The organism is Plantibacter sp. MDV22-iso1, from assembly GCF_058408345.1.
The window spans coordinates 1,376,617-1,398,124 of record NZ_JBZVDY010000001.1 but is presented as its reverse complement, the minus strand read 5'-3'; the positions used below and the strand labels follow the sequence as shown (position 1 = coordinate 1,398,124).

Genomic DNA, 21,508 nt, shown 5'->3' with positions numbered 1-21,508 from the left:
GCGATGGCGCGGCGCGAGCAGTTCGACGCGGTGGTCGTCGGCGCGGGGCCCAATGGGCTCGCCGCCGCGGTGACCCTCGCACGAGCCGGCCTGCACGTGCAGGTGGTGGAGCGAGGCGACACGATCGGCGGTGGTGCCAGGACCGCCGAGCTGACGCTGCCCGGCTTCCACCACGACATCTGCTCCGCCGTCCACCCGATGGCGCTCGCCTCGGGCTTCTTCCGGTCCTTCGGCCTCGAGCGCCGCATCGACCTGGTCGTGCCGGAGATCTCCTACGCCCACCCACTCGACGGTGGCCGGGCCGGGATCGCCTACCGCGACATCGACCGCACCGCCGACGCCCTCGGACGGGACGGCGGGGTCTGGCGCTCGCTCATGGGACCGCTCGCCGCCGACGCCGACCGCGTCTCGCAGTTCACCGGCGGCAAGCTCCTGCAGGTGCCGCGCCACCCGGTCACGGTCGCGCGCTTCGGCCTCCGCGCGCTCGAGCAGGGCAGCCCGGCCTGGAACCTCCGGTTCCGTGAGGAGACCGCTCCGGCGATGCTCAGCGGTGTCGCCGCCCACTCCATCCGGCCGATGCCGAGCCTGTCCACCTCGGCCGCCGCCCTGTCGCTCGGCGCGTATGCGCACGCCCGCGGTTGGCCCATCCCCGTCGGCGGCAGCCAGGCGATCGTCGACGCGCTCGCGGACGACCTGCTGGCCCACGGCGGTGAGATCGTCACCGGAACCGAGGTGCGCTCCATCGACGAACTGCCGTCCGCGCGTGCCGTCCTGTTCGACACGACCCCGAAGGCGCTCGCCGAGATCGCGGGCAGTCGTCTGCCCGACGCGTACCTCCGTCGTCTCTCCCGATTCCGGTACGGCGACGGCGTGGCCAAGGTCGACTTCGCACTCTCAGGTCCCGTCCCGTGGACGAACCCGGAACTGGCGCGGGCCGGCACGCTCCACCTCGGCGGCACCCGCCCGGAGATCGCCGCCGCCGAGCGCGATGTCGCCCGCGGGCGGCACAGCGAGTCGCCCTACGTCCTCGTCTCGCAGCCCGACGTCGGCGATCCTGGTCGCGCTCCCGGTGGCGCCCAGGTCCTCTGGGCCTACACGCATGTGCCGAGCGGGTCCGGTCTCGACCAGACCGAGGCGATCACCCGGCAGATCGAGCGCTTCGCCCCCGGGTTCCGCGACGTGATCCTGACGTCGGCGTCGATGACCGCCCGCGACATGGCGCGGTACAACCCGAACTACGTCCTCGGCGACATCGCCGCCGGCGCTGCGACCTTCGCCCAGCTCGTCGCGCGTCCCGTGCTCTCGAACGACCCGTGGCGGACGCCGACGCCGGGGATCTTCCTGTGCTCCTCGTCGACCCCACCCGGCCCGGGCGTCCACGGTCTCGCCGGCTGGCACGCCGCCCGCAGCGCCCTCCGCTCGGTGTTCGGTCGCGACCGCATGCCGTCGCTCGCGCCAGACCGAACCGCGCGCCCCTCCTGACCTCCGTCCCCGCTTCCAGCGAAAGGAACACCACCGTGTCCCACACCACCAAGGTCTTCGACTGCCCGCCCGACCGCGTCTTCGCCGTCCTCGCCGACGGTTGGCTCTTTCCGGCGTGGGTGGTCGGTGCGTCCCGCATGCGTGACGTCGGTGACCGGTGGCCGCATGTGGGCGGGAAGCTGCACCACTCCTTCGGTGTCTGGCCGGCGGTGCTGGACGACGAGACCACCGTGCTCCAGTGGGATGCTCCGCACCGGTTCGTCATCCAGCCGAAGGGGTGGCCGCTCGGTGAGGCCCGTGTCGCCATCGAGGTGGAACCGCACGAGCGCGGGTGCGTCGTCCACCTGCACGAGCACGCCGTGACGGGCCCTGGTGCGCTGATCCCGGTCTGGCTCCTCGACATCGGGCTGCACATCCGCAACATCGAGACGCTGCGCCGACTCGCCCACCTCGCCGAGGGCGGTGCCGGCGGCACCCACCTCGTGGAGGCGGCCGAACCGACGGCAGAAGACCGCGAGGACGCCGAGTTCCCGAAGCGGTCGTTGTTCGCGCGGGTGGCGTCGGTCCTCGTCGTCGCCGTGCCGGTGGTCGCGGTGGCGCGCAAGCTCGCCCGTCACTGACGTCGATCCGACGCCGACGCACAACCGCGCCGGGATAGCAAGCACGGGGCGGGGTTTCACCGCTGCCGTACCGTTGCGCGGATGACCTCGACCGACACCACCAGGGCTGATCCTCCGTCCACGCTCAAACGCGACATCTCCGGCAAGATGCTCTACCTGTTCATCCTCGGAGACGTCCTGGGTGCGGGTATCTACGCCCTCATCGGCCAGATCGCCGGGGAGGTCGGCGGGGTCACCTGGGTCCCGATGATCGTCGCGTTGCTGCTGGCGTTGCTCACCGCGGCCTCCTACGCGGAGCTCGTCACGAAGTACCCGAAGGCGGGTGGTTCGGCCGTGTTCGCCGAGCGCGCCTACAAGCGGCCGATCGTCTCCTTCCTCGTCGGATACTGCATGCTCGCCGCGGGTGTCGTGAGTGCGTCCGGGTTGGCGCTGGCCTTCGCCGGTGACTACCTCGCGACCTTCGTCGACCTGCCGCCGGTCCTCGGCGCCGTGCTGTTCCTCCTGGTGATCGCGCTCATCAACGCCCGCGGCATCAAGGAGTCCGTCCGGGCGAACCTGGTCATGACGATGATCGAGACCACCGGCCTCGTCCTCGTCGTGGTGGCGGTCGCGATGATGCTCGGCGGAGGCCGGGGCGACCTCGGTCGTGCCACGCAGTTCGCTGAGGGTGGCAGCCCCGTCATCGCCGTCTTCGGTGCGGCACTGCTCGCCTACTACTCCTTCGTCGGGTTCGAGACGAGTGCGAACGTCATCGAAGAGGTCAAGGACCCGTCGCGGGTCTATCCGAAGGCGCTGTTCGGCGCCCTTGCGACCGCCGGCGTGCTGTACGTCCTCGTCGGCACCGCGGCCTCGATCGCCGTGCCCTCCGACGAACTCGGCGAATCGACCGGTCCGCTCCTGACCGTGATCCAGGCGACCGGCGTCGGCATCCCCGCGTGGTTGTTCAGCATCATCGCGCTCGTGGCGGTCGCGAACGGTGCGCTGCTCACGATGATCATGTCGAGCCGGCTCGCCTACGGCATGGGCTCGCAGGGTCTGCTGCCGAGCGTCTTCACGAAGGTGCTCCCGAAGCGCGGTACGCCGTGGGTCGCGATCATCGTGACCACGGGTGTCGCGATGGTCCTCACAGCCACCGGCAGTATCGCGACGCTCGCCGAGACGGTCGTCCTGCTCCTGCTCATCGTCTTCCTCAGCACGAACATCGCGGTGCTCGTCCTGCGGCGCGAGCGCGTCGAGCACGCCCACTTCCGTGCGTGGACGGTCCTGCCGGTCCTCGCGGTCCTGTCATGCCTCGTCCTCCTCACGCAGCAGAGCGCCGAGGTCTGGTTGCGTGGCGGCATCATCGTCGCGGTCGGCGTCGTGCTCTACGCGATCACGCGTGTGGTCCGACGGCGGAAGGCGCCGGAAGCGGTGTGAGGAGCAGCTGACGGCGGTACCATCCCTCCATGCGGTCTGGACGAGGTGTGTCGGGTGACGGGGTCAGCTGATGCCTGACGGGAGGGGCTCAGCCGACGCATCGCCCGGGGACGGTCGCGACGAGACGCTGAACGAACGATCGGACCGCAACTGGTCGGAGCTGCTGCAGGAGTTCCGTGTCCTGCAGACGGGCACACAGATCCTCGCGGGATTCCTGCTGACGCTGCCGTTCCAGCCGCGGTTCACCGAGCTCAGTGGATTCGACCACGTGCTGTACCTCGTCCTCGTGGTCCTGGCCGTGACGGTGACGCTCCTCGCGCTCGCACCGGTCATCATGCACCGGCTCGTCTTCGGGCGACTGGAGAAACCACAGCTGGTGCGGCTGTCCAGCAGGATCCTCATGGTGTGTCTCGGGGCGGCGTCGCTGCTGTTCGCGGGGATCGTCCTGTTCGTCTTCGACTTCGTCGCATCACCTGCGGTCGGGCTGTGGGCGGGTGGCGCCGTGGTCGTCGTCATCGGGCTGGTGTGGATCGTCGGCCCGCGCCTGATCCGGGGTGCGCGCGACCGCGTGTCCTGAGATGATCGACGCCCCCGTGGTGAGCCCCGAGAATGGGACGATGCCCGACACCTGCACCTTCTGCCGCATCCTGCGTGACGAGCCCGACGACGTCATCTGGGTGGAGCGCGAGGACGAGGCGGTCGCCTTCCGGCCGTTGCCCGAGTCGGAACTCGCGCCCGGCCACACCCTCGTGGTGCCTCGGGCGCACAGCGTCGGCCTGCTCGACGCCGATCCGCGAGCCCTGCAGGCGACGACGGCCCTCGCTCAGCGGGTGGGACGCGCGATGCGGGCGGCGCTCGGGGCGACCGGCGTCGTCGTGCTGAGCGCGTCCGGTGCCGACGCCGGGCAGAGCGTCCCCCACCTCCATCTCCACGTCGTCCCGTGCTGGGATGACGACGGGGTCACGTTCTGGCCCGAGGGCCGCTCGGAGCACCGGGTCGACGGCGACCCACATGCGTTCCTGGCGGAGATGTTCGAGTAGCCGGAGATCGCCGCGCCTTGAGTTGACCTCAAGACCGATTGAGGTTCTACGGTTGAAGCATGACCATTCCCACCACGCCGTCCGCTGATCCCGATGCCCTCGCCCGCGCCGCGACCGTCGACGGGTTCAAGACGGCGTTCCGTGACCACCCGGCCGGCGTCGCACTGATCAGTGCCTCGACCGATCAGGGAGACGTCGGGCTGACGGCGTCATCGGTCGCATCGGTGGCCGTCGACCCGCCGATGCTGTCCTTCTCGGTCACGCGAGCGACGGGGTCCGCGGGCGGACTGCTCAGTGCGGGAACGGTCGTCGTCCACCTCCTGGCGGACCACCACCTGGAGGTCGCGAAGGCGTTCGCCAAGACGGGGGAGCCGCGCTTCACGCCGGAACAGCACTGGGAGCGACTCGCGACCGGCGAGCCCTACCTGCCGAGCGCCCGGGCGGCACTGCGCTGCCGGATTGTACAGACGGTCCCGGCCGGCAGCTCGATGCTCGTCATCGCCGAGGTGCTGGAGGTCATCCCGCCCGGCACGGACGCGCCGGCGCTCGTCTACCAGAACCGCAACTTCCACCGCCTGGAGTCCGACCCGCTCGGCTGATCAGGCGAGGAGCGCGATCGGGCCGATGTCGGCGATCGCCTCGATGACCCGCTCGGGGTGCTCGGCGATCCGGTTGAGGACGTAGAGCCACCACTCGGGTCCGTAGACGAGGTACTCGCGCGTCGTGAACCCGCGGCGGCGGAGGTCGTCGAGGAGTTCGGTGCCGAGTCCCTGGAGCATCTCGAACTCCACGTGCGGCTGACGGAGATCGTCGCCCAGCGCACCCTCGAGTGCGGCGACGAGGTTCGCGTCATGGGTGGCGACGTTGACACGGTGACCCGACCCCACGAGTCGCGTGACCATGCCGATGTAGGCGGCGGTCATCGGTGCGGAGTCACGGGGGTGAGCGACCTCGGTCGATTCGAGGAAGGCACCCTTGACGATGCGGATCGGCCCTGGCCGATCCAGCACGCGGTCGAGGTCCGCAGGGGTGCGGTGCAGTCGCGCCTGCAGGGTGACGCCGGTCTCCGGGAAGGCATCGGCGATCTGCTCGAAGATCGACAGCACCAGGTCCGTGCGGTCGGAACCCTCGGCGGAGATCATGAGCGAGGTGTCGGCATCCCGTGCCGCCTGTGCGAGCGCCAGGCCGTTGCGCAGGCCGAGCTCGGGGGAGACGACTGAACCGATGTGGGAGAGGTCGAGCGAGATCGTCGCGGTCTGGTCGGACTCCCTGATCCGGCGGGCGAGGTCGACGAACTCGGCGGTCTGTTCGTCTGCGACACGTGCGTCGCGGACGGACTCGCCGACGAGCTCGATGCTCCAGCGGTGCCCACGGTCGGTGTTCGCTTCGAGGAGCCGCAATGCGGAAGCCGCGTCCTCGCCGGCGATGTATCGCAGGGCCGCCCGCTTGGCGACGGCGGCAGCCTCAGGGTGGGCGAGGACTCGCGCTTTGAGGTCCTCGTCGAGGGCCCAGGCCCGCAGGGTGTCGGCGGCGCGCGACAGCGTCTCGTCGTTCATCAGCATGCTTCGACCCTATCCAGTCCTGGGTGACGGTTCGGACGGCACCGAGGTCTGGGCTGCGTCGCCCGTGCGCGCTACGCTCGCTCCCGTGGCGAGCTTCGAGGAGAAACCGATCCTGGACCTCACGCTCGATGAGTGGGAGGCCTACCTCGCCGGTGCGCCGAGCGACGCGGGCGTTCGGTTGAAGCTGCGGAAGAAGACGTCGAAGGCGTCGGGGATCACCTGGTCGGAAGCGCTCGACGTCGCCCTCTGCTACGGATGGATCGACGGACAGAGCAAACGGTTCGACGACGACTACACGCTGCAGGCGTTCACTCCGCGGCGGAAGAACAGCCCGTGGTCGCAGATCAACCGGGAGCACGTCGCCCGTCTCATCGAGGAGGGGCGGATGCGTCCTGCCGGGCTCGCGGAGATCGAGCGTGCCAAGGCCGACGGGCGGTGGGATGTGGCGTACCGGCAGAAGGACGCCGTCGCACCGGATGATCTCCAGGCGGCGCTCGATGCGAACCCCGAGGCGGCGGCGTACTTCGCGACGCTCGGCCGCACCGACCGCTTCCGCGTCTTCTTCCGCCTGAGCAACATCAAGACGCCCGCGATCAGGGCCGCGCGCATCGCCGACGTGGTCGAGAAGGCCGCCCGGGGCGAGCAGCACTACCGCTGATGGTGAGTGGATCGGCGGGGATGCGGGTTTCACCAGGAACGGTCTGGCCGGTCGTCCACGAGGAGCGTCGGCGGCTGGCCGCGGATCTGTCGGTGCTGGACGACGAGCAGTGGGGGACGCCGTCGCTGTGCACGGGATGGGATGTGCACGACGTCGTGGCCCATCTCGTCGACTCGGCGAAGACGACGCGGCTGGGATTCGTCCGACGACTCGTCGCCGCGCGGTTCGACTTCGACCTCGACAACGCGCGCGGGGTCGAGCGGGAGCGGAGGAACGACCCGCAGGAGACGCTCCGGGCTCTGACGGACGCCACCGAGCTGACATGCACCCCGCCGGCGAACCTCGCGACCAGGCTCGTCGAGGCCATCGTGCACGGCGAGGACGTCCGTCGGCCGCTCGGCATCCGCGCGGGGTACCCGACAGCAGCGGTCATGGTGGCGTTGGAGTACCAGCTCCGGACCGGTGTCTCGATGGGCGGCGGCAAGGAACGCGCCCAGGGCGTCCGGCTCGTCGCCGAGGACGCCGGCACGAGCTGGGGTGAGGGCGACGAGGTCCGGGGATCGGCGCTCGACCTGCTGCTCGCGGTGTCAGGGCGAGCGACCGGGCCGGCTCTGCCCGGAAGGTGAGCGCGGGGCAGGGCGTGGGGCACGGAGTTGCACGGGCAGGCTGCTCCCGGGCACTGATGTGACTCGGCTCGGCTGCCCTTCGACAGGCTCAGGGACCGGAACGGTTCGGGCACCCCTCTTCCGGTAACTGAGCTTGTCGAAGTGCAGCACAGCTCGGGAACCGAACCGATGCGGACGGACGTTTCCCGGTCACTGAGCTTGTCGAAGTGCTCACGTGGAACCCTTCGACAGGCTCAGGGACCGGCGGGGTCAGAATGGTGCGGGATCTGGCTCGGTCCGATACTGCTTCCCGTCGGGTGTCGTCCACTCGAGGACCCCGCCCGGCTGATGGTCGAGGTTCCACCCCGGCAGGTGCTTCATGCGGTGGTGATGTCGACACAGGCAGGCGAGATTCGCGACATCTGTCGTGCCTCCGTCTTCCCACGCGACCGAGTGGTCGAGGTCGCAGGCTCTGGCTCGCCTCGCGCAGCCCGGTGCCCTACAGGTGCCGTCCCGCAGGCGCACTGCCCGTTGCAGATCGGCCGGAACCCGGTACTGATGCCGGCCGACGGAAAGGACCGCACCGGTTTCCGGTTGGACGAGGATCCGGGTGAAGCTGGGCGCGTTCACCGCGATGCGTGCCGCGGTCTCCGGGTCGATGGGACCATACCCGTCGAGCGTGGCCGGGGCATCACTCACGCCGGCCATGCTCAGCGCAGGGGCCGTGATCTGCACGGTCGGTGCGATGTGGTCCTGGACCTCGATCGGGTGCGGGAGCACCGGGCTGGACGCAACGTCTCCCGGGGTCACGCCGGTGAGCGCGAGGGCCGCGAGGGCATCGGCCTGCAGTTGTGCGCAGCTGCGGATGTCGCCGGCCTGGCGCGATTCGGCCGCGGCGGCTTCGATGCGCTCGGCGATGCCCTGCGCAATGGGCGCCGTCGTGAACAGGTGCACCCACGCCATGCCGTCGGCGGCGGGTTCGAACTCGACCCGGCGGTCGGCCTCGGAGCGGACGGCTCGGGCGGTGATGGACTCGGGGTGGAGTCGTTCGCGCAGGACGCGGGCGCGCCTGCGAAGGTTCGCGTTGGTCGTCTCCTCGGCGACCGGCAGGACTTCCGCGAGGAACACCGCCCGCCCGGCTACCGGGACGTCAGTGAGTTGGTCGATGATCGTCTGCGCGTGCCGTGCCGAGATGCGACCGGCCTCGAGCGACGCCAGGACTGATGGGACGTCGTTCACGAGACGTTCGGCGTCATTGGTCGCCCGCTGGACCGTCTGCTCGGGCGTGCGCGTCGCGATGGCGAGGGCCGCACACGTCGAGCGGCGCGAGAGCGCCTGGCGTTCCGCGGGCGGGAAGATCGCCGGGACCGTGGCGTCGGCGAAGGCGTCCGCGTAGGCGGCGGAGCGGGCGAGGAGGCGCGCTTTGCGTGCGTCCAGGACGGCCTGCTGGCGGTGGAGCTCCGCCCACTCGTCCGAGAACTCCGCGAGCTGCGCGGCGTACTCGTCGCCGACGCGGATCGCGGCGGAGGAGGTCTCGGTCATGGAACAAGTGCATCATGGACCACTGACATTCCAGATGCCGAGTCGCACCGGTTGTGGACGTTGCTCGTGTGCCCTTCGACAGGCTCAGGGGCCGGAGGAGGGCACTCGATGAGCGGCCGGAGAGGTCAGACGGCCCGGGCGAGCAGGTCCGCGACACGCTCCGCGACGGCGTCGTTCCACGCGGTGACACCGAACGCGGTCGGCCACAGGTCGCCGTCGTCGAGCTTCGCGGAGTCGTTGAACCCGATGGTCGCGTAGCGCGCCTTGAACTTCGCCGCCGCCTGGAAGAACACGACCGCCTTGCCGTCGGCACCGACGTAGGCGGGCATGCCGTACCAGGTCTTGGCCGCGAGGCCGGAGTCGCCGCCCATGATCAGCTCGTGCAACGGCTCGGCGATCGCACGATCGGCGTCATCCATGTCCGCGATCGCGTCGACGACGGCCTGCAGGGCCTCCTCGCGACTCGCAGCCGCCTTCAGCTCCTTGGCGCGCTCCTTCATCGCCGCGCGTTCCTCGGCGCTGAATCCGCTCTTCGTGCTCGATTGTTTCTCGGCCATGTCGACGTCCTTCCGATCACCGTCTCCGAGTCCTGCCCGGCTCCGCCTCTCACGGTAGCCCTCGCGGTGGGGACGTGGGGTGCGGATTCGGCTCAGTCGTCCAGCGCGCCGGGACCGAGTACGGACTCGACGATGACCCGGATCGCGTACTCGCTCGTCTCGGCGAGATCGACGTCCGCCGGGTCGATGAGCCACTGCACCTGCAGGCCGTCCATGACCGCGAGGATGGACGCCGCCGCACGGTGGATCGTCTCGGGCGCATCGACGCCCCGCTCGGCGCACACCACCTCGAACGCCTCCGCGATCTCCCGACGCAGCGTCCGGTAGCGGTCGTCGAAGTAGTGCCTGGCCGGGTGGTCCTCGGTCACCGACTCCGCCGACAGGACGACGAACGCCTGCACGATCCCGGCGCGCTGCGCGTTCGCGGCGGCAGTGCGGATCAGGTGCTTGAACAGGTCGATGCCGCCCGGGATGTGCTGGTCGTCGAGGTCCTGCACGTCCGTCGCGTCGCGGTAGCTGAGTACCTCGAGGAGGAGCTGGTCCTTCGACCCGAAGTGGTGCAGGATGCCCGCCGGCGTCATGTCGACGAGCTCGGCGATGTCGATGAGCGTGCCGTTCGCGTACCCCTTGGCGCCGAAGACGTCCAACGCGGAGCGGACGACCTCGGCTCGCCTCGCCACGGTCGCCGGGCGTGGCTGGGCCGGTCGTTTCACCGTGTTCTGTCGTTTCACCGTGCTCATGGTGTCCGTTCCGCGGGGGCCTCGATGCGCCCGACACTACCGCGCTTGCCAACTTACTGAATGGTCAGTAAGTTATCACCGAATCCCGACTTGCGCCGCACTGCCGCAGCGCACACCCAAGAGGAGAAAGCGATGAAGCTGAGAACCCCACTGCTGGCCGCGTTCGCGGCCACAGCCCTGCTGCTCACCGGATGCACCGGTGGCGGCGGGTCGAGCGACGGCCCCGAGAGCGGCGCCGCCCTGACGATCGCGAAGCCGGACGGCTCGATCGCCACCGAGTCCAACAACCCCTACGTCGGCGACTCGTCCGCCATGAAGCTCGGCTACATCAACGCGATCCTGGAGCCGCTCGCGATCGTCAACCTCGTCGACCCGAGCGCCGAGGTGAAGCCCTGGCTCGCATCCGAGATCGCCTGGTCCGACGACTACACCTCCGTCGCGCTGACCGCCCGCGAGGGCGTCACCTGGAACGACGGCGAGGCGTTCAGCGCCGACGACATCGCGTTCACCTTCCAGCAGTTCATCGACCACCCCGAACTCGACAACTCGGCCCTCGGCCTCACCACGGTCGCGACCGAGGGCGACACCGTCACGCTCTCGTTCACGAACCCCATGTTCGTGAAGCAGGACAAGGTGCTCCTCAAGCAGATCGTCCCGAAGCACGTGTGGGAGTCCGTCGACGACCCCGCCACCTTCGAGAACCCGGAGCCCGTCGGCACCGGCCCGTACACGCTCACGAGCTTCAGCACCGAGAGCGTCGAGCTCTCCGCCCGCGACGACTACTGGGGTGAGCAGCCGGCCGTGCCGACGCTCTACTACGTGTCGTACAACGACAACACGGCCCTCACCACCGCCCTCGCGAACGGCGACGCCGACTGGGCGCAGGCCTTCATCCCGAACGTGCAGTCCGCATACCTCGACAAGGACAAGGAGCACAACGTCTACTGGGCGGCCGCCGGTCTCGCCGTCGACGCGATGTTCGTGAACACGCAGACGAAGCCGTTCAACGACCCCGCGTTCCGCCAGGCGGTGAACCTCGTCATCGACCGCGAGCAGCACCAGCAGATCGCCCGTGAAGGCGGCGTCCCCGAGCTCAGCTCGGTGACCGGCCTCCCGACCCCGGCGGGTGACGCGTTCATCGCCTCCGAGTTCGAGGGCGAGGACTACACCGTCGACGCGAAGGCCGCGAAGCAGGTCCTGACCGATGCCGGCTACACCTGGGAGGACGACGTCCTCACCGACCCGTCCGGCGAGGCGGTCACCTTCACGCTGTCGGTGCCGCAGGGCTGGAACGACTACGTGACCGGCATCAGCCTGATCGCCGACTCGGTCAAGACGCTGGGCGTCACCGCCACGGTCGACACCCCCGACCAGGACACCTGGTGGGCGGCGAAGTCCGACGGCGACTTCCAGGCCATCCTGCACTGGACCGACACCGGCGCGACGCCGTACGACCTGTACTCCGACATCATGGACGGCCGCTGGCTCGTCGCCGAGGGCCAGGCTGCCGACTTCAACTTCGGTCGGTACGACAGCCCGGAGGCCACCGCGGCGCTCGCGGCCTACGCCAACGCCACGGACGACGCGACGCGCGCAGCCGCCCTCGAGACCGTGCAGAAGCTCTTCGTCTCCGACGTCCCGGCCATGCCCATCGGCACGCGTCCGTTCATCGGTTCGTACAACACGCGGAACTACACCGGATGGCCGAGCGAGGACGACCCCTACGCGCCCGCCGACCCGACGCAGCCGACCGCGGTCTACATCCTCACGCAGCTCAAGGCCGCGAAGTAGGCACGGCATCACCCAGCGGGGCGGGCTTCGGCTCGCCCCGCACCCTCTTCATCAGCACAGAACGGACTCATGCAGTGACCAACGACGACCTGCTGACGGTGTCCTCCTTCAGCGTCACCTACGACGTGGAACCACCCGTCGAAGCCGTGCGCGACGTCTCGCTCACCCTCCGCCGCGGCGAGATCCTCGGCCTCGCCGGCGAGTCCGGCTGCGGCAAGACCACCCTCGCCTACGGCCTGCAACGGCTCCTCAAACCACCGGCGGTGATCACCGGCGGCACCGCCGTCTTCCACGACGAGTCCGGCGAGGACGTCGACCTCGGCCGGCTGGGCGAGGAGGAGATGCGTGCGTTCCGCTGGGACAAGGCCTCCATGGTGTTCCAGGGCGCGATGAACGCCCTCAACCCGGTCACCTCGATCGGGCGGCAGCTCGACGACGTCTTCACCACGCACCGCCGGGGGATGTCGCGAGCCGAACGCCGCGAGGAGGCGGGCAAGCTGCTCGACATCGTCGGGGTCGGCCGCGACCGACTGAAGTCCTACCCGCACGAGCTCTCCGGCGGCATGCGCCAGCGCGTCATGATCGCGATGGCGCTCGCCCTGAAGCCGCAGCTGATGATCATGGACGAACCGACCACCGCGCTCGACGTGCTCGTGCAGCGCGAGATCCTCCAGCAGATCTCCGAGCTCCGCACCGAGTTCGGGTTCTCGGTCATCTTCATCACCCACGACCTCCCGCTGCTCCTCGAGATCTCCGACCGCATCGCCGTCATGCGTGCCGGTCGGCTCGTCGAGATCGACACGGCGGAACGCATCTACCGACAGGCGAAGGACCCGTACACGCGGAAGCTGCTCGCGTCCTTCCCGAGCCTCACCGGCGAGCGCGGCGACTTCGTCCGCGGGACGGGTGCCGCCACGTCGGCCACCCAGGCAGGAGCGACCGCATGACCACCCTCGAGTTCTCCCACGTGTCGAAGCGGTACCGGGTCCGTGGCTCCGGTCACATGCTCGCGCTCGACGACGTCAGCTTCACCCTGCGGTCCGGCCAGACACTCGCCCTCGTCGGACAGTCCGGCAGCGGCAAGTCGACCATCGCGAAGATCCTCACCCAGTTGGAACGGGCGACGAGCGGCGACATCCTGCTCGACGACAAGGCGATCCCGCGTCGTGGTCGTGCACTGCGCCGCTACCGCCAGCAGGTCCGCATGGTCTTCCAGGATCCGTTCGCCTCGCTGAACCCGTCGCACACGATCCGCCACCACCTGGAGCGGCCGTTGCGCCTCGACCACGTCGTCCCCGAGGCCGAGGTCGAGGACGAGGTGCACCGCCTCCTCGAGCGCGTGCAGCTCGACCCCGCCGGCACCATCGACCGTCGGCCTCACGAACTGTCCGGCGGTCAGCGCCAGCGGGTCGCCATCGCCCGTGCGCTCGCGTCGCGTCCGTCCCTCCTCATCGCCGACGAGCCCGTCTCGATGCTCGACGTCTCCATCCGGCTGGGCGTCCTCAACCTCCTGGCCGAGCTGCAGCGCGAGTCGCGACTCGGCGTGCTCTACATCACGCACGACCTCGCGACCGCGCGGCACTTCAGCGACGAGATCATGGTCCTGCACCACGGCGAGGTGGTCGAGCGAGGCCCGGCCGACGACGTGATCCTCCGCCCGCAGCACCCCTACACGCTCGCCCTCCGCAACGCGTCACCCGACCCCGACCGCCACTTCGCGGGCGACGCGCTCTCCGAATCGGCAGGGAGCCGACCATGACCTTCTTCCTCCGTCGCGCCGCCTTCTACGCGTTCACCGCGTGGGCTGCGATCACGATCAACTTCTTCCTGCCGCGCATGCTCAAGGGCGACCCCGTCTCGGCGTACATCGCGAAGAACCAGGGCCGCATCAGCCCCGAGGCCGCGGACTCGCTGCGCACCCTGTTCGGACTCGACGCCGACAAGTCGATGCTCGAGCAGTACCTGGACTACTGGCGGTTGCTGTTCTCGGGCGACCTCGGACGGTCCTTCTCGAAGGGCCTCGCACCCGTCACCGACGTGATCGCCGCCGCCCTGCCGTGGACCGTGGGCCTCGTCGGGATCGCGACGATCCTGTCGTTCGTCCTCGGCACCTCCATCGGCGCCCTCATCGGCTGGCGACGCGGCAGCAAGGCGGACTTCATCGTCCCGCTGTCCACCTTCTTCTCGACGGTGCCGTACTTCTGGATGGGCCTCATCGCGATCGCCGTGTTCTCCACCCTCCTCGGCTGGTTCCCCGCCTCCCACGCCTACGGCAAGGGATCGAGGCCCGAGTTCTCGCTCGACTTCATCGGGCAGGTGATCGCGCACGGCTTCCTCCCGGCGGCGACGATCGTGCTCGCCTCGCTCGGCGGCTGGATCCTCGGCATGCGCAACATGATGGTCACCGTCCTCGACGAGGACTACGTGACCGTCGCCCAGGCGAAGGGCCTGCCGACCCGCCGGGTGCTCGTCGACTACGCCGCACGCAACGCCATGCTGCCGCAGCTGTCGAGCTTCGCCCTGTCGCTCGGCTTCATCGTCGGCGGCACGATCGTCATGGAGATGGTCTTCTCCTACCCGGGCGTCGGCAAGCTCCTGCTCGACGCCACGACGGCGAAGGACTACCCGCTCATGCAGGGGCTCTTCCTCGTCATCACCCTCACCGTCCTCGTCGCGAACATCCTGGCCGACGTCGCCTACGCGGTGCTCGACCCCCGCACCCGCCAGATGGAGTCCTGACATGACCATCCCCACCACCGAGGCCCTCGCCACCGCTGAGGCGCCCAAACCGACGCCGGCCGGCCGCTCGGTCGCCGCACGGTTCGCGTCGTCGTTCGCGATGTTCCGGAACGGCAAGTCGATCACGGGCCTCTGCATCCTCGGCTTCTTCGTCCTCGTCGCGGTCTTCGGCGACCTCATCGCGCCGTACGGCCCACTGGAGAAGGACTTCACCGCGCTGCGCCAGGCTCCGTCCGCCGCGCACCTGCTCGGCACCACGCACATGGGCGAGGACGTCCTGAGCCAGCTGATCTACGGCACCCGCGGCGTGCTCCTCGTCGGCTTCCTCGCGGGCATCTTCGCGACGATCATCGCCGTCGCCATCGGCGTCACCGCCGGGTACGTCTCGGGGTTCACGAGCGAGTCGCTGTCCGCGCTGACGAACGTCTTCCTCGTCATCCCGGGTCTCCCGCTCATGATCATCGTGGCGTCCCAGTACGACAACCCGAGCCTGTTCCTCATCGCCGGTGTCCTGGCGCTCACCGGGTGGGCGTGGGGCGGGCGAGTGCTGCGCGCGCAGACGATGTCGCTCCGCAACCGGGACTTCATCCAGGCGGCGAAGGCGAACGGGGAGTCCCTCTTCCGGATCATCACCGTCGAGATGCTGCCGAACCTGACCGCCATCATCGCCTCGAGCTTCGTCGGCACGGTCACCGCTGCAGTGCTCGGGCTCACCACGCTCGCGTTCATCGGTGTCATCCCCATCACGAACCTCAACTGGGGCACCATCCTGTTCTGGGCGCAGCAGAACGGTGCGTTCCCCGACTTCTGGTGGTGGTACGTGCCCGCCGGTGTGTGCATCGCCCTGCTCGGTGTCGCATTGTCGCTCATCAACTTCGGGATCGACGAGTACGTGAACCCGAGGCTCCGCTCGGCTGGCGAGCGCGCCAGGGCCCTCCGCAAGCGCGGCATCAAGCCCGGGGCGAGCGTCACCGCCGTCCGCACCGAGCCGGCCGGCCCGTCCACGACCACCGACACGACCCACACCGAACGCGCTGGAGCGACCGAACGATGAAGACCGACACCACCCGTCACCTCGACGCGGCCCGCTACCTCGACGCCACGCTGCCCATCGCGGCCCGTGTCGACGACCTCGTCGAGCGGATGACCGTCCGGGAGAAGGTCGGCCAGATGATGCAGCTCGACGCCCGCGACGACATCGAGGCGCACGTGCTCGAGACCCACGTCGGCTCGATCCTGCACGCGTCACCGGAGCGTCTCGCGGTCGCCCATGAACTCGTCGGGCGGACGCGACTGCGGATCCCGCTGATCGTGGGGGAGGACTGCATCCATGGGCACTCCTTCCACCTCGGCGCGACGATCTTCCCCACGCAACTGGCGATGGCCGCGAGCTGGGACACCGAGCTGCTCGAGCGGGTCGCCAGGGCCACGGCCGTCGAGGTCGCCGCGACGGGTGTCCACTGGACGTTCTCGCCGGTGCTCTGCATCGCGCGCGACCTCCGCTGGGGACGTGTCGGCGAGACCTTCGGTGAGGACCCGTTCCTCATCGGTGAGCTGGCCTCCGCGATGGTGCGCGGCTACCAGGGCGACGGCCTGTCCGACCCGACCGCCATCCTCGCGACGGCCAAGCACTTCGCCGGCTACTCCGAGACGCAGGGTGGCCGCGACGCGAGCGAGGCCGACATCTCCCCGCGCAAACTGCGGTCATGGTTCCTCCCGCCGTTCGAGCGGGTCGCCCGCGAGGGCTGCGCCAGCTTCATGCTCGGCTACCAGTCGATCGACGGGGTGCCGATCACGGTCAACGAGTGGCTACTCGACGACGTCCTGCGCGGTGAGTGGGGGTACGAGGGGACGCTCATCACCGACTGGGACAACGTGGGCCGCATGGTGTGGGAGCAGCACGTCAGCCCGGACTACGTGCACGCCTCGGCTGCCGCGATCCGCGCCGGCAACGACATGGTGATGACCACGCCCGGCTTCTTCGAAGGTGCCCTGGAAGCGCTCGAGCGCGGCCTGCTCGAGGAGGCCGACCTCGACCGGGCGGTCCGTCGCATCCTCACCCTGAAGTTCGCGCTCGGCTTGTTCGAGCGCCCGCGGCACCCGGACGCCGCGGAGCAGCTCGCGGTGATCGGCTCGCCGGAGCACACCGAGCTCAACCTCGAGACCGCGCGGCGTTCGCTCGTCCTGCTCCGCAACGAGGGCGTGCTGCCGCTCGCCGGCGGCTACCGGGCGGACGAGGCAGGCAGGGCGATCGCGACGTCCGAGGCCGGGCCGCAGCGCATCGCCGTCGTGGGTCCGCTCGCGGACGACGCGCAGATGCAGCTCGGCGACTGGGCGGGCAACTCCGGCCAGGCCGGTTGGCTGCCCGACGGCCAGCCGCGCGAGATGATCACCACCGTGGTCGACGGCCTGCGTGCGGTCGCACCCGCCGGGAGCACGGTCACGACCGCGTTCGGAGCTGACATCCTCACGCTCTCACCCGATCCCGCGGGGGCGACCTTCCCCGACGGCCAGCCGCGTCCACCGCTCGTCACGCCCGCGCGACCGGACGAGGCGCTCATCGCGGAAGCCGTCGCACTGGCCGAGGACGCCGACGTGGTCGTCGCCGTGGTGGGTGACCGCATCGAGCTCGTGGGGGAGGGTCGCTCCACCGCGACGCTCGAGCTCATCGGCGCACAGGTGGCCCTGCTCGACGCCCTTGCCGCCACCGGGAAGCCGCTCGTCGTGGTCCTGCTCGCTTCGAAGCCGCTCGTGCTGCCGCCGTCCGCGCTGCACGCCGATGCGATCGTGTGGGCGGCCAGTCCCGGCATGCAGGGCGGTCGGGCGATCGCGGAACTCCTGCTCGGTCTCATCGAGCCGACCGGTCGCCTGCCGATCTCCTTCGCGCGGCACGCCGGCCAGCAGCCGACGTACTACAACCAGATCCGCGGCCAGCACGGCGACCGCTACGCCGACCTCACCCAGGAGCCTGCGTTCGCGTTCGGCGACGGGCTCTCCTACTCGAGCGTCGAGTACGGGCAGCCGCGCCTCGACCAGGCCGTCTACGGACGTGACGAGACCGTGCGCGCCGAGGTCGAGGTCCACAACAGCGGTTCGCGCTCCGTCCTCGAGACGGTGCAGGTGTACGTCAGCGACCTCGTCACGTCAGTGAGCTGGGCCGACCAGGAGCTGAAGACGTTCCGTCAGGTCGCGATCGAACCGGGCGACACGACGACGGTCGCGATCGAACTGCCCGTCGCCGACTGCTCCATCGTCGACGCGCGGGGACGGCGGGTCGTCGAAGCGGGCGAGTTCGAGCTGCGGGTGGGCGGTTCGTCACGGGCCGATGCGCTGCACGCGGTCCGCTTCACGATCTCCGACTGAGCCGTCGAGCACCGGGACCCTCAGGGGCCGCACGAAGTCCCTCCTGTTTCGTGCGGCACCCGCGGGGCCGATCAGGCCAGTTCTTCGGCGTCCGCTCGAACGGTGACCTCGCCACCGTTGGCGCCGTGCATGAGGTCCTCCAGCAGCGGGCGGTCCATCTCGAACGTCTCATCCGACTCGAAGCTGAACTGCAGCGGGATCGAGGGGTGCAGCCAGAGCGTGACGCGGCCGCGTTCCGTCGAGGTGTCGCGGAGCGTCACCGAGAACGACTCGTTCCGGCGGAGCTTCATGAGGGTGATGGTCTTGACGTGAGCCAGCATCCGGTCCTCGAGGTGGAACCGGTTCTCGCCCGTCCCGTAAACGATCGCGCCCATGTGCTGTACCCTTCTCCGGACCTCCGACGATCGACACGGCGAGATGCGCCGGTGTCGAGCGGCCAGCCTGGAGACCCACTTCAACGTCCGCCGAACAAGTCTAGAAAACGAGAAATCGTCACGCTGAACTGTTGATTTCCGAGTGCCTGCTGCGCTATGCGTGTCCGCTCGGCGAGACGGTCAGGACAGCAGGTCCGGGTCCTGTCCCTGAGGGAGGGCCGAGGACGGGGTGTCCTGGGAATCGCCGTCAGGCGTGCCCATCGCGATACCGATACCGGGGCCGATCAGGAGGTTGATGGGCTCCAGCTGTCCTTCGCCGCGGTCGACCTGCAGCCATCGGAACTGCCCGGACGAGATGCTCTCGAGCACCTCGGCGCGGAACTCGTCCGGGTCGGAGACGGCGATCGAGTACGGAAGTCCCTGGTAGACGATCTCCATGCGGCTCATGCGACTTGTCCTGTCCGGCTCGGAGCGGGCTCCGCGATGACCGAGAGGCCGTGGGCGGAGTTCGCCGTGACGTTCAGCGCGTCGATCCACGCGCGGTTGAGGTCGATCGGGACGCTGCCCGAGTACTTGAAGCGCAACGGCACCGAGGGGTGGATCCAGATGACGCTGCGCCCGTCGCCCGCCCGCGGGTCGTCCTTCCACCCGAAGTAGAAGGCCTCGTTCCGGCGGAGCTTCGCGCCGATCACGAACTGCAGGTGCGCGAGCAGCCGGTCCTCGAAGGTGATCGAGACCTCAGAACCGTAGATCAGTTTTCCCATGGCGGGCCGTGCTCTCCTCGTCGTGCTTCACGCGGTGTCGCGTCACGCTGTGTCGCTTCACCATAAGTCTCCCGGCTCGGAATTCCCAGCTGACGCCCGCGCGGGCGCGAATGGGAGATGTCGTCGATGATGTCAAGGGCCCGCGGACCGACAGCTTCGGTGCGTAACCTGCGGTGCAGGAGGTGCCACCAATGGCAACAGCAGAGAAGACCAGCAAGACCGACAGCACGACCCGATCGGCTCCCGGAGGATCCGGGCCGAAGCCCACCCGTCGGCAGAACGCCGAGAAGGGTTTCGTCGCGTCGAAGGAACTGGACGCCAACATGCAGGCCGTCCTCGTCGACCTCATCGAGCTGTCGATCCAGGGCAAGCAGGCGCACTGGAACGTCGTCGGACGCAACTTCCGCGACACGCACCTGCAGCTGGACGAGATCATCGACGCGGCCCGTGAGTTCAGCGACACCGTCGCCGAGCGCATGCGTGCCCTGCACGCCGTGCCGGACGGACGCAGCGACATCGTGGCCGAGACCACGACGTTGCCCGAGTACCCGCAGGGCGAGATCGACACCTCGGAGACGATCGATCTGATCACCGTCCGACTCGAGGCCGTCGTCGGCACCATGCGCCGCGTCCACGACGAGGTCGATGACGAGGACCCGACGAGCGCGGACATCCTCCACGCGATCATCCAGCAGCTGGAGCAGTTCGCCTGGATGATCAGCGCGGAGAACCGGACGGCGACCCGCAGTCGTTGACCTGGGGCGGCGTCCGACGGCGAATCGTCGTCGGCGCCGCTGCCCATCGGGGTCGGATGTCGGTTCGGCGACTACTCGTCGTCGGCGCCGCCACCCGACGCCGTGTCCTCACCGTCAGTGGACTCGGAACCGTCGGAGCCCGAACCGTCGGGGATCTCCTCCGCGTCCGGACGTGAGGATGATGCAGATGCGTTCGTCATGTTCGCTTCCTTCCTGGTTGTCGCCATCGGAGATGACCAGACCAACGCTAGGCCGCCGAGCTGATCGGCGCGTGGGGGTTGACGCTTCGACAGGGCCAGACCACCATGGCGGCTGTGATGAGCGGCGATGAGGTGACCGGACGCGAGACCCCGACGGGGAGCATCCGCACACCGAAGCAACGGGTCGGCGCGTGGATCATGCCCGCGCTGCGTCCGTGGCGCCTCATGCTCGCGCTCAAGGTCGCCATCGCGGCCACCGCCGCCTGGTTCCTCGGCAGCCTGCTCCCGGGCGAGCTCGGCGACTTCTCCTACTACGCCCCGCTCGGCGCCCTCGTGAGCCTCACACCGACGCTCATGGACTCGGTGCGCTCGAGCCTGCAGACCCTCGTCGGTCTGGGCCTCGGCATCGGACTCGCGTGGCTGCTCATCATCTCGCCCGCGCCCGGCTGGGTGTCCGTCTCGCTGTCGGTGGGGCTCGGAACACTCCTCGCCGGCTTGCCGGGGCTCGGGCAGGGCCGCGACTACGTCCCCATTGCGGCGCTCTTCGTCATCATCATCGGCGGAGCGAACGCCAACGACTTCTCGGTCGGCTACCTCGTGCAGATGGCCCTCGGCGTGCTCGTCGGGCTCCTCGTGAACCTGCTCATCATGCCGCCGCTGTTCGTCCGCGAGTCGGCAGCCGGGATCTCGGCCGCGAGGTCGCGGATGGTCGGTGCGCTCCGGAGCATGTCGGACACCCTCCGATCCGAGTCGGCACCGACCCCGGACGACCCGCCGTCCTGGGACAGCTCGCTGCTCGCCATCCGGCACGACGTCGACGCCGCGCGCGGGCTGATGAAGGACGCCGCGGAGAGCCGCCGGGCCAATCCGCGCACGCGGTGGAATCGGCACGACTTCCGCGGGGATGAGGGGGCGCTCGCCGCCCTCGAACGGATCGCGCCGGTGGTCGTGGAGATCGGTGACGCCCTGCGTGCGGCGCTCTGGGGGATCCCGGTGCCGGTCGACCTCGACGAGGGCGTCCGGAGTGCACTCGCCGATGCGATCGACGCCTCGGCCGACCTCGTCGAGGCCGCGATCGACGACGACCGTCTCTCCGAGGCGCTGCGTGCCTCCGACCGGGCGCTGACGATGCTGCGTCGGGCGGTGCGATCGGCCCACGCGGGCGCGAAGGGGGCGGCGGGCCGGGAGCCGGACGACGACGACCCGGCGGAGGATGCGGGCGGCGAGAACCTGCTGTTCGCGCTGCGCCGCATCCATGCCGAGATCGAGCGCTCGGAGCGGTCGCCCGAAGCCTGACCGA

General features: G+C 69.5%; 24 protein-coding genes. 16 read left to right on the top strand and 8 right to left on the bottom strand.

Features of this window, described 5'->3' with window-relative positions:
* The first annotated feature begins 3 nt into the window (after nucleotides 1-3).
* The 6 genes from AC4PMY_RS06720 to AC4PMY_RS06695 all read left to right on the top strand — a co-directional run bounded on the left by AC4PMY_RS06720 (nucleotide 4) and on the right by AC4PMY_RS06695 (nucleotide 5,157).
* Entirely contained in the window at nucleotides 4-1,482 is a 1,479-nt protein-coding gene (locus AC4PMY_RS06720; protein WP_491622282.1) for a phytoene desaturase family protein, read from the top strand.
* Nucleotides 1,483-1,517: 35 nt separating this feature from the next.
* A complete protein-coding gene (locus AC4PMY_RS06715) occupies nucleotides 1,518-2,102 on the top strand; it encodes an SRPBCC family protein (RefSeq protein WP_064297061.1) in 585 nt (194 codons plus the stop codon).
* A gap of 81 nt (nucleotides 2,103-2,183) precedes the next feature.
* Complete coding sequence (locus tag AC4PMY_RS06710; protein ID WP_491622281.1) at nucleotides 2,184-3,518, top strand: APC family permease; 1,335 nt, start codon at nucleotides 2,184-2,186, stop codon at nucleotides 3,516-3,518.
* Nucleotides 3,519-3,588: 70 nt separating this feature from the next.
* Complete coding sequence (locus AC4PMY_RS06705; protein ID WP_071261746.1) at nucleotides 3,589-4,095, top strand: DUF6328 family protein; 507 nt, start codon at nucleotides 3,589-3,591, stop codon at nucleotides 4,093-4,095.
* Between the two features lie 40 nt (nucleotides 4,096-4,135).
* Nucleotides 4,136-4,558: an HIT family protein gene (locus AC4PMY_RS06700; protein WP_491622280.1), complete on the top strand. Its 423-nt coding sequence runs from the start codon at nucleotides 4,136-4,138 to the stop codon at nucleotides 4,556-4,558.
* Between the two features lie 59 nt (nucleotides 4,559-4,617).
* Nucleotides 4,618-5,157 (top strand): flavin reductase family protein, encoded by a 540-nt coding sequence (locus AC4PMY_RS06695; protein ID WP_079001123.1) that lies wholly within the window; start codon nucleotides 4,618-4,620, stop codon nucleotides 5,155-5,157.
* Here the strand turns inward: AC4PMY_RS06695 and AC4PMY_RS06690 are convergent, their stop codons facing one another.
* On the bottom strand, nucleotides 5,158-6,120 hold the full coding sequence (locus AC4PMY_RS06690) for a proline dehydrogenase family protein (protein ID WP_491622279.1): 963 nt from the start codon (nucleotides 6,118-6,120) through the stop codon (nucleotides 5,158-5,160).
* 85 nt (nucleotides 6,121-6,205) lie between these two features.
* Between AC4PMY_RS06690 and AC4PMY_RS06685 the strand changes: the two genes are divergently transcribed.
* Complete coding sequence (locus AC4PMY_RS06685) at nucleotides 6,206-6,778, top strand: YdeI/OmpD-associated family protein (RefSeq protein WP_082916297.1); 573 nt, start codon at nucleotides 6,206-6,208, stop codon at nucleotides 6,776-6,778.
* A 20-nt stretch (nucleotides 6,779-6,798) separates the two neighbouring features.
* Nucleotides 6,799-7,404, top strand: a complete 606-nt coding sequence (locus AC4PMY_RS06680; RefSeq protein ID WP_491622278.1) for a maleylpyruvate isomerase family mycothiol-dependent enzyme — start codon at nucleotides 6,799-6,801, stop codon at nucleotides 7,402-7,404.
* A 249-nt stretch (nucleotides 7,405-7,653) separates the two neighbouring features.
* On the opposite strand, the gene AC4PMY_RS06675 is transcribed toward AC4PMY_RS06680, so the two are convergent.
* The 3 genes from AC4PMY_RS06675 to AC4PMY_RS06665 form a co-directional block, all read right to left on the bottom strand.
* Nucleotides 7,654-8,925: an HNH endonuclease signature motif containing protein gene (locus tag AC4PMY_RS06675; RefSeq protein ID WP_491622277.1), complete on the bottom strand. Its 1,272-nt coding sequence runs from the start codon at nucleotides 8,923-8,925 to the stop codon at nucleotides 7,654-7,656.
* Between the two features lie 125 nt (nucleotides 8,926-9,050).
* Nucleotides 9,051-9,482 carry a hypothetical protein gene (locus AC4PMY_RS06670; protein WP_491622276.1) on the bottom strand — a complete coding sequence of 144 codons (432 nt, stop codon included), beginning with the start codon at nucleotides 9,480-9,482 and terminating at the stop codon, nucleotides 9,051-9,053.
* 92 nt (nucleotides 9,483-9,574) lie between these two features.
* Entirely contained in the window at nucleotides 9,575-10,222 is a 648-nt protein-coding gene (locus AC4PMY_RS06665; protein ID WP_064297068.1) for a TetR/AcrR family transcriptional regulator, read from the bottom strand.
* Between the two features lie 132 nt (nucleotides 10,223-10,354).
* Between AC4PMY_RS06665 and AC4PMY_RS06660 the strand changes: the two genes are divergently transcribed.
* From AC4PMY_RS06660 to AC4PMY_RS06635, 6 genes are all read left to right on the top strand, one after another.
* Complete coding sequence (locus AC4PMY_RS06660) at nucleotides 10,355-12,013, top strand: ABC transporter substrate-binding protein (RefSeq protein ID WP_491622275.1); 1,659 nt, start codon at nucleotides 10,355-10,357, stop codon at nucleotides 12,011-12,013.
* A gap of 74 nt (nucleotides 12,014-12,087) precedes the next feature.
* A complete protein-coding gene (locus tag AC4PMY_RS06655) occupies nucleotides 12,088-12,960 on the top strand; it encodes an ABC transporter ATP-binding protein (protein WP_491622274.1) in 873 nt (290 codons plus the stop codon).
* A complete protein-coding gene (locus AC4PMY_RS06650; RefSeq protein ID WP_491622273.1) occupies nucleotides 12,957-13,772 on the top strand; it encodes an ABC transporter ATP-binding protein in 816 nt (271 codons plus the stop codon). Before AC4PMY_RS06655 ends, AC4PMY_RS06650 begins: the two co-directional genes overlap by 4 nt.
* Nucleotides 13,769-14,752: an ABC transporter permease gene (locus AC4PMY_RS06645; RefSeq protein WP_064297072.1), complete on the top strand. Its 984-nt coding sequence runs from the start codon at nucleotides 13,769-13,771 to the stop codon at nucleotides 14,750-14,752. The genes AC4PMY_RS06650 and AC4PMY_RS06645 overlap by 4 nt, the downstream gene beginning before the upstream one ends.
* Nucleotide 14,753: 1 nt before the next feature.
* The gene (locus AC4PMY_RS06640) at nucleotides 14,754-15,806 is read left to right on the top strand and encodes an ABC transporter permease (protein ID WP_064297073.1); all 1,053 of its coding nucleotides are present in this window, start codon (nucleotides 14,754-14,756) and stop codon (nucleotides 15,804-15,806) included.
* Nucleotides 15,803-18,115 (top strand): exo-beta-d-1,3/1,6-glucosidase, encoded by a 2,313-nt coding sequence (locus AC4PMY_RS06635; RefSeq protein ID WP_491622272.1) that lies wholly within the window; start codon nucleotides 15,803-15,805, stop codon nucleotides 18,113-18,115. Before AC4PMY_RS06640 ends, AC4PMY_RS06635 begins: the two co-directional genes overlap by 4 nt.
* A 71-nt stretch (nucleotides 18,116-18,186) precedes the next feature.
* On the opposite strand, the gene AC4PMY_RS06630 is transcribed toward AC4PMY_RS06635, so the two are convergent.
* The 3 genes from AC4PMY_RS06630 to AC4PMY_RS06620 form a co-directional block, all read right to left on the bottom strand.
* Nucleotides 18,187-18,489 carry a DUF7882 family protein gene (locus AC4PMY_RS06630; RefSeq protein ID WP_064297075.1) on the bottom strand — a complete coding sequence of 101 codons (303 nt, stop codon included), beginning with the start codon at nucleotides 18,487-18,489 and terminating at the stop codon, nucleotides 18,187-18,189.
* A gap of 180 nt (nucleotides 18,490-18,669) precedes the next feature.
* Nucleotides 18,670-18,936, bottom strand: coding sequence for a hypothetical protein (locus AC4PMY_RS06625; protein WP_071261757.1), 267 nt, complete (start codon nucleotides 18,934-18,936; stop codon nucleotides 18,670-18,672).
* Nucleotides 18,933-19,253, bottom strand: coding sequence for a DUF7882 family protein (locus AC4PMY_RS06620; protein ID WP_064297077.1), 321 nt, complete (start codon nucleotides 19,251-19,253; stop codon nucleotides 18,933-18,935). The genes AC4PMY_RS06625 and AC4PMY_RS06620 overlap by 4 nt, the downstream gene beginning before the upstream one ends.
* 191 nt (nucleotides 19,254-19,444) lie before the next feature.
* On the opposite strand from AC4PMY_RS06620, the gene AC4PMY_RS06615 reads away from it, so the two are divergent.
* Complete coding sequence (locus AC4PMY_RS06615) at nucleotides 19,445-20,008, top strand: Dps family protein (RefSeq protein WP_064297078.1); 564 nt, start codon at nucleotides 19,445-19,447, stop codon at nucleotides 20,006-20,008.
* Between the two features lie 71 nt (nucleotides 20,009-20,079).
* On the opposite strand, the gene AC4PMY_RS06610 is transcribed toward AC4PMY_RS06615, so the two are convergent.
* On the bottom strand, nucleotides 20,080-20,208 hold the full coding sequence (locus AC4PMY_RS06610) for a hypothetical protein (protein ID WP_255376699.1): 129 nt from the start codon (nucleotides 20,206-20,208) through the stop codon (nucleotides 20,080-20,082).
* 117 nt (nucleotides 20,209-20,325) lie between these two features.
* On the opposite strand from AC4PMY_RS06610, the gene AC4PMY_RS06605 reads away from it, so the two are divergent.
* On the top strand, nucleotides 20,326-21,504 hold the full coding sequence (locus AC4PMY_RS06605) for an aromatic acid exporter family protein (protein ID WP_064297079.1): 1,179 nt from the start codon (nucleotides 20,326-20,328) through the stop codon (nucleotides 21,502-21,504).
* The last annotated feature ends 4 nt before the right edge of the window (nucleotides 21,505-21,508 follow it).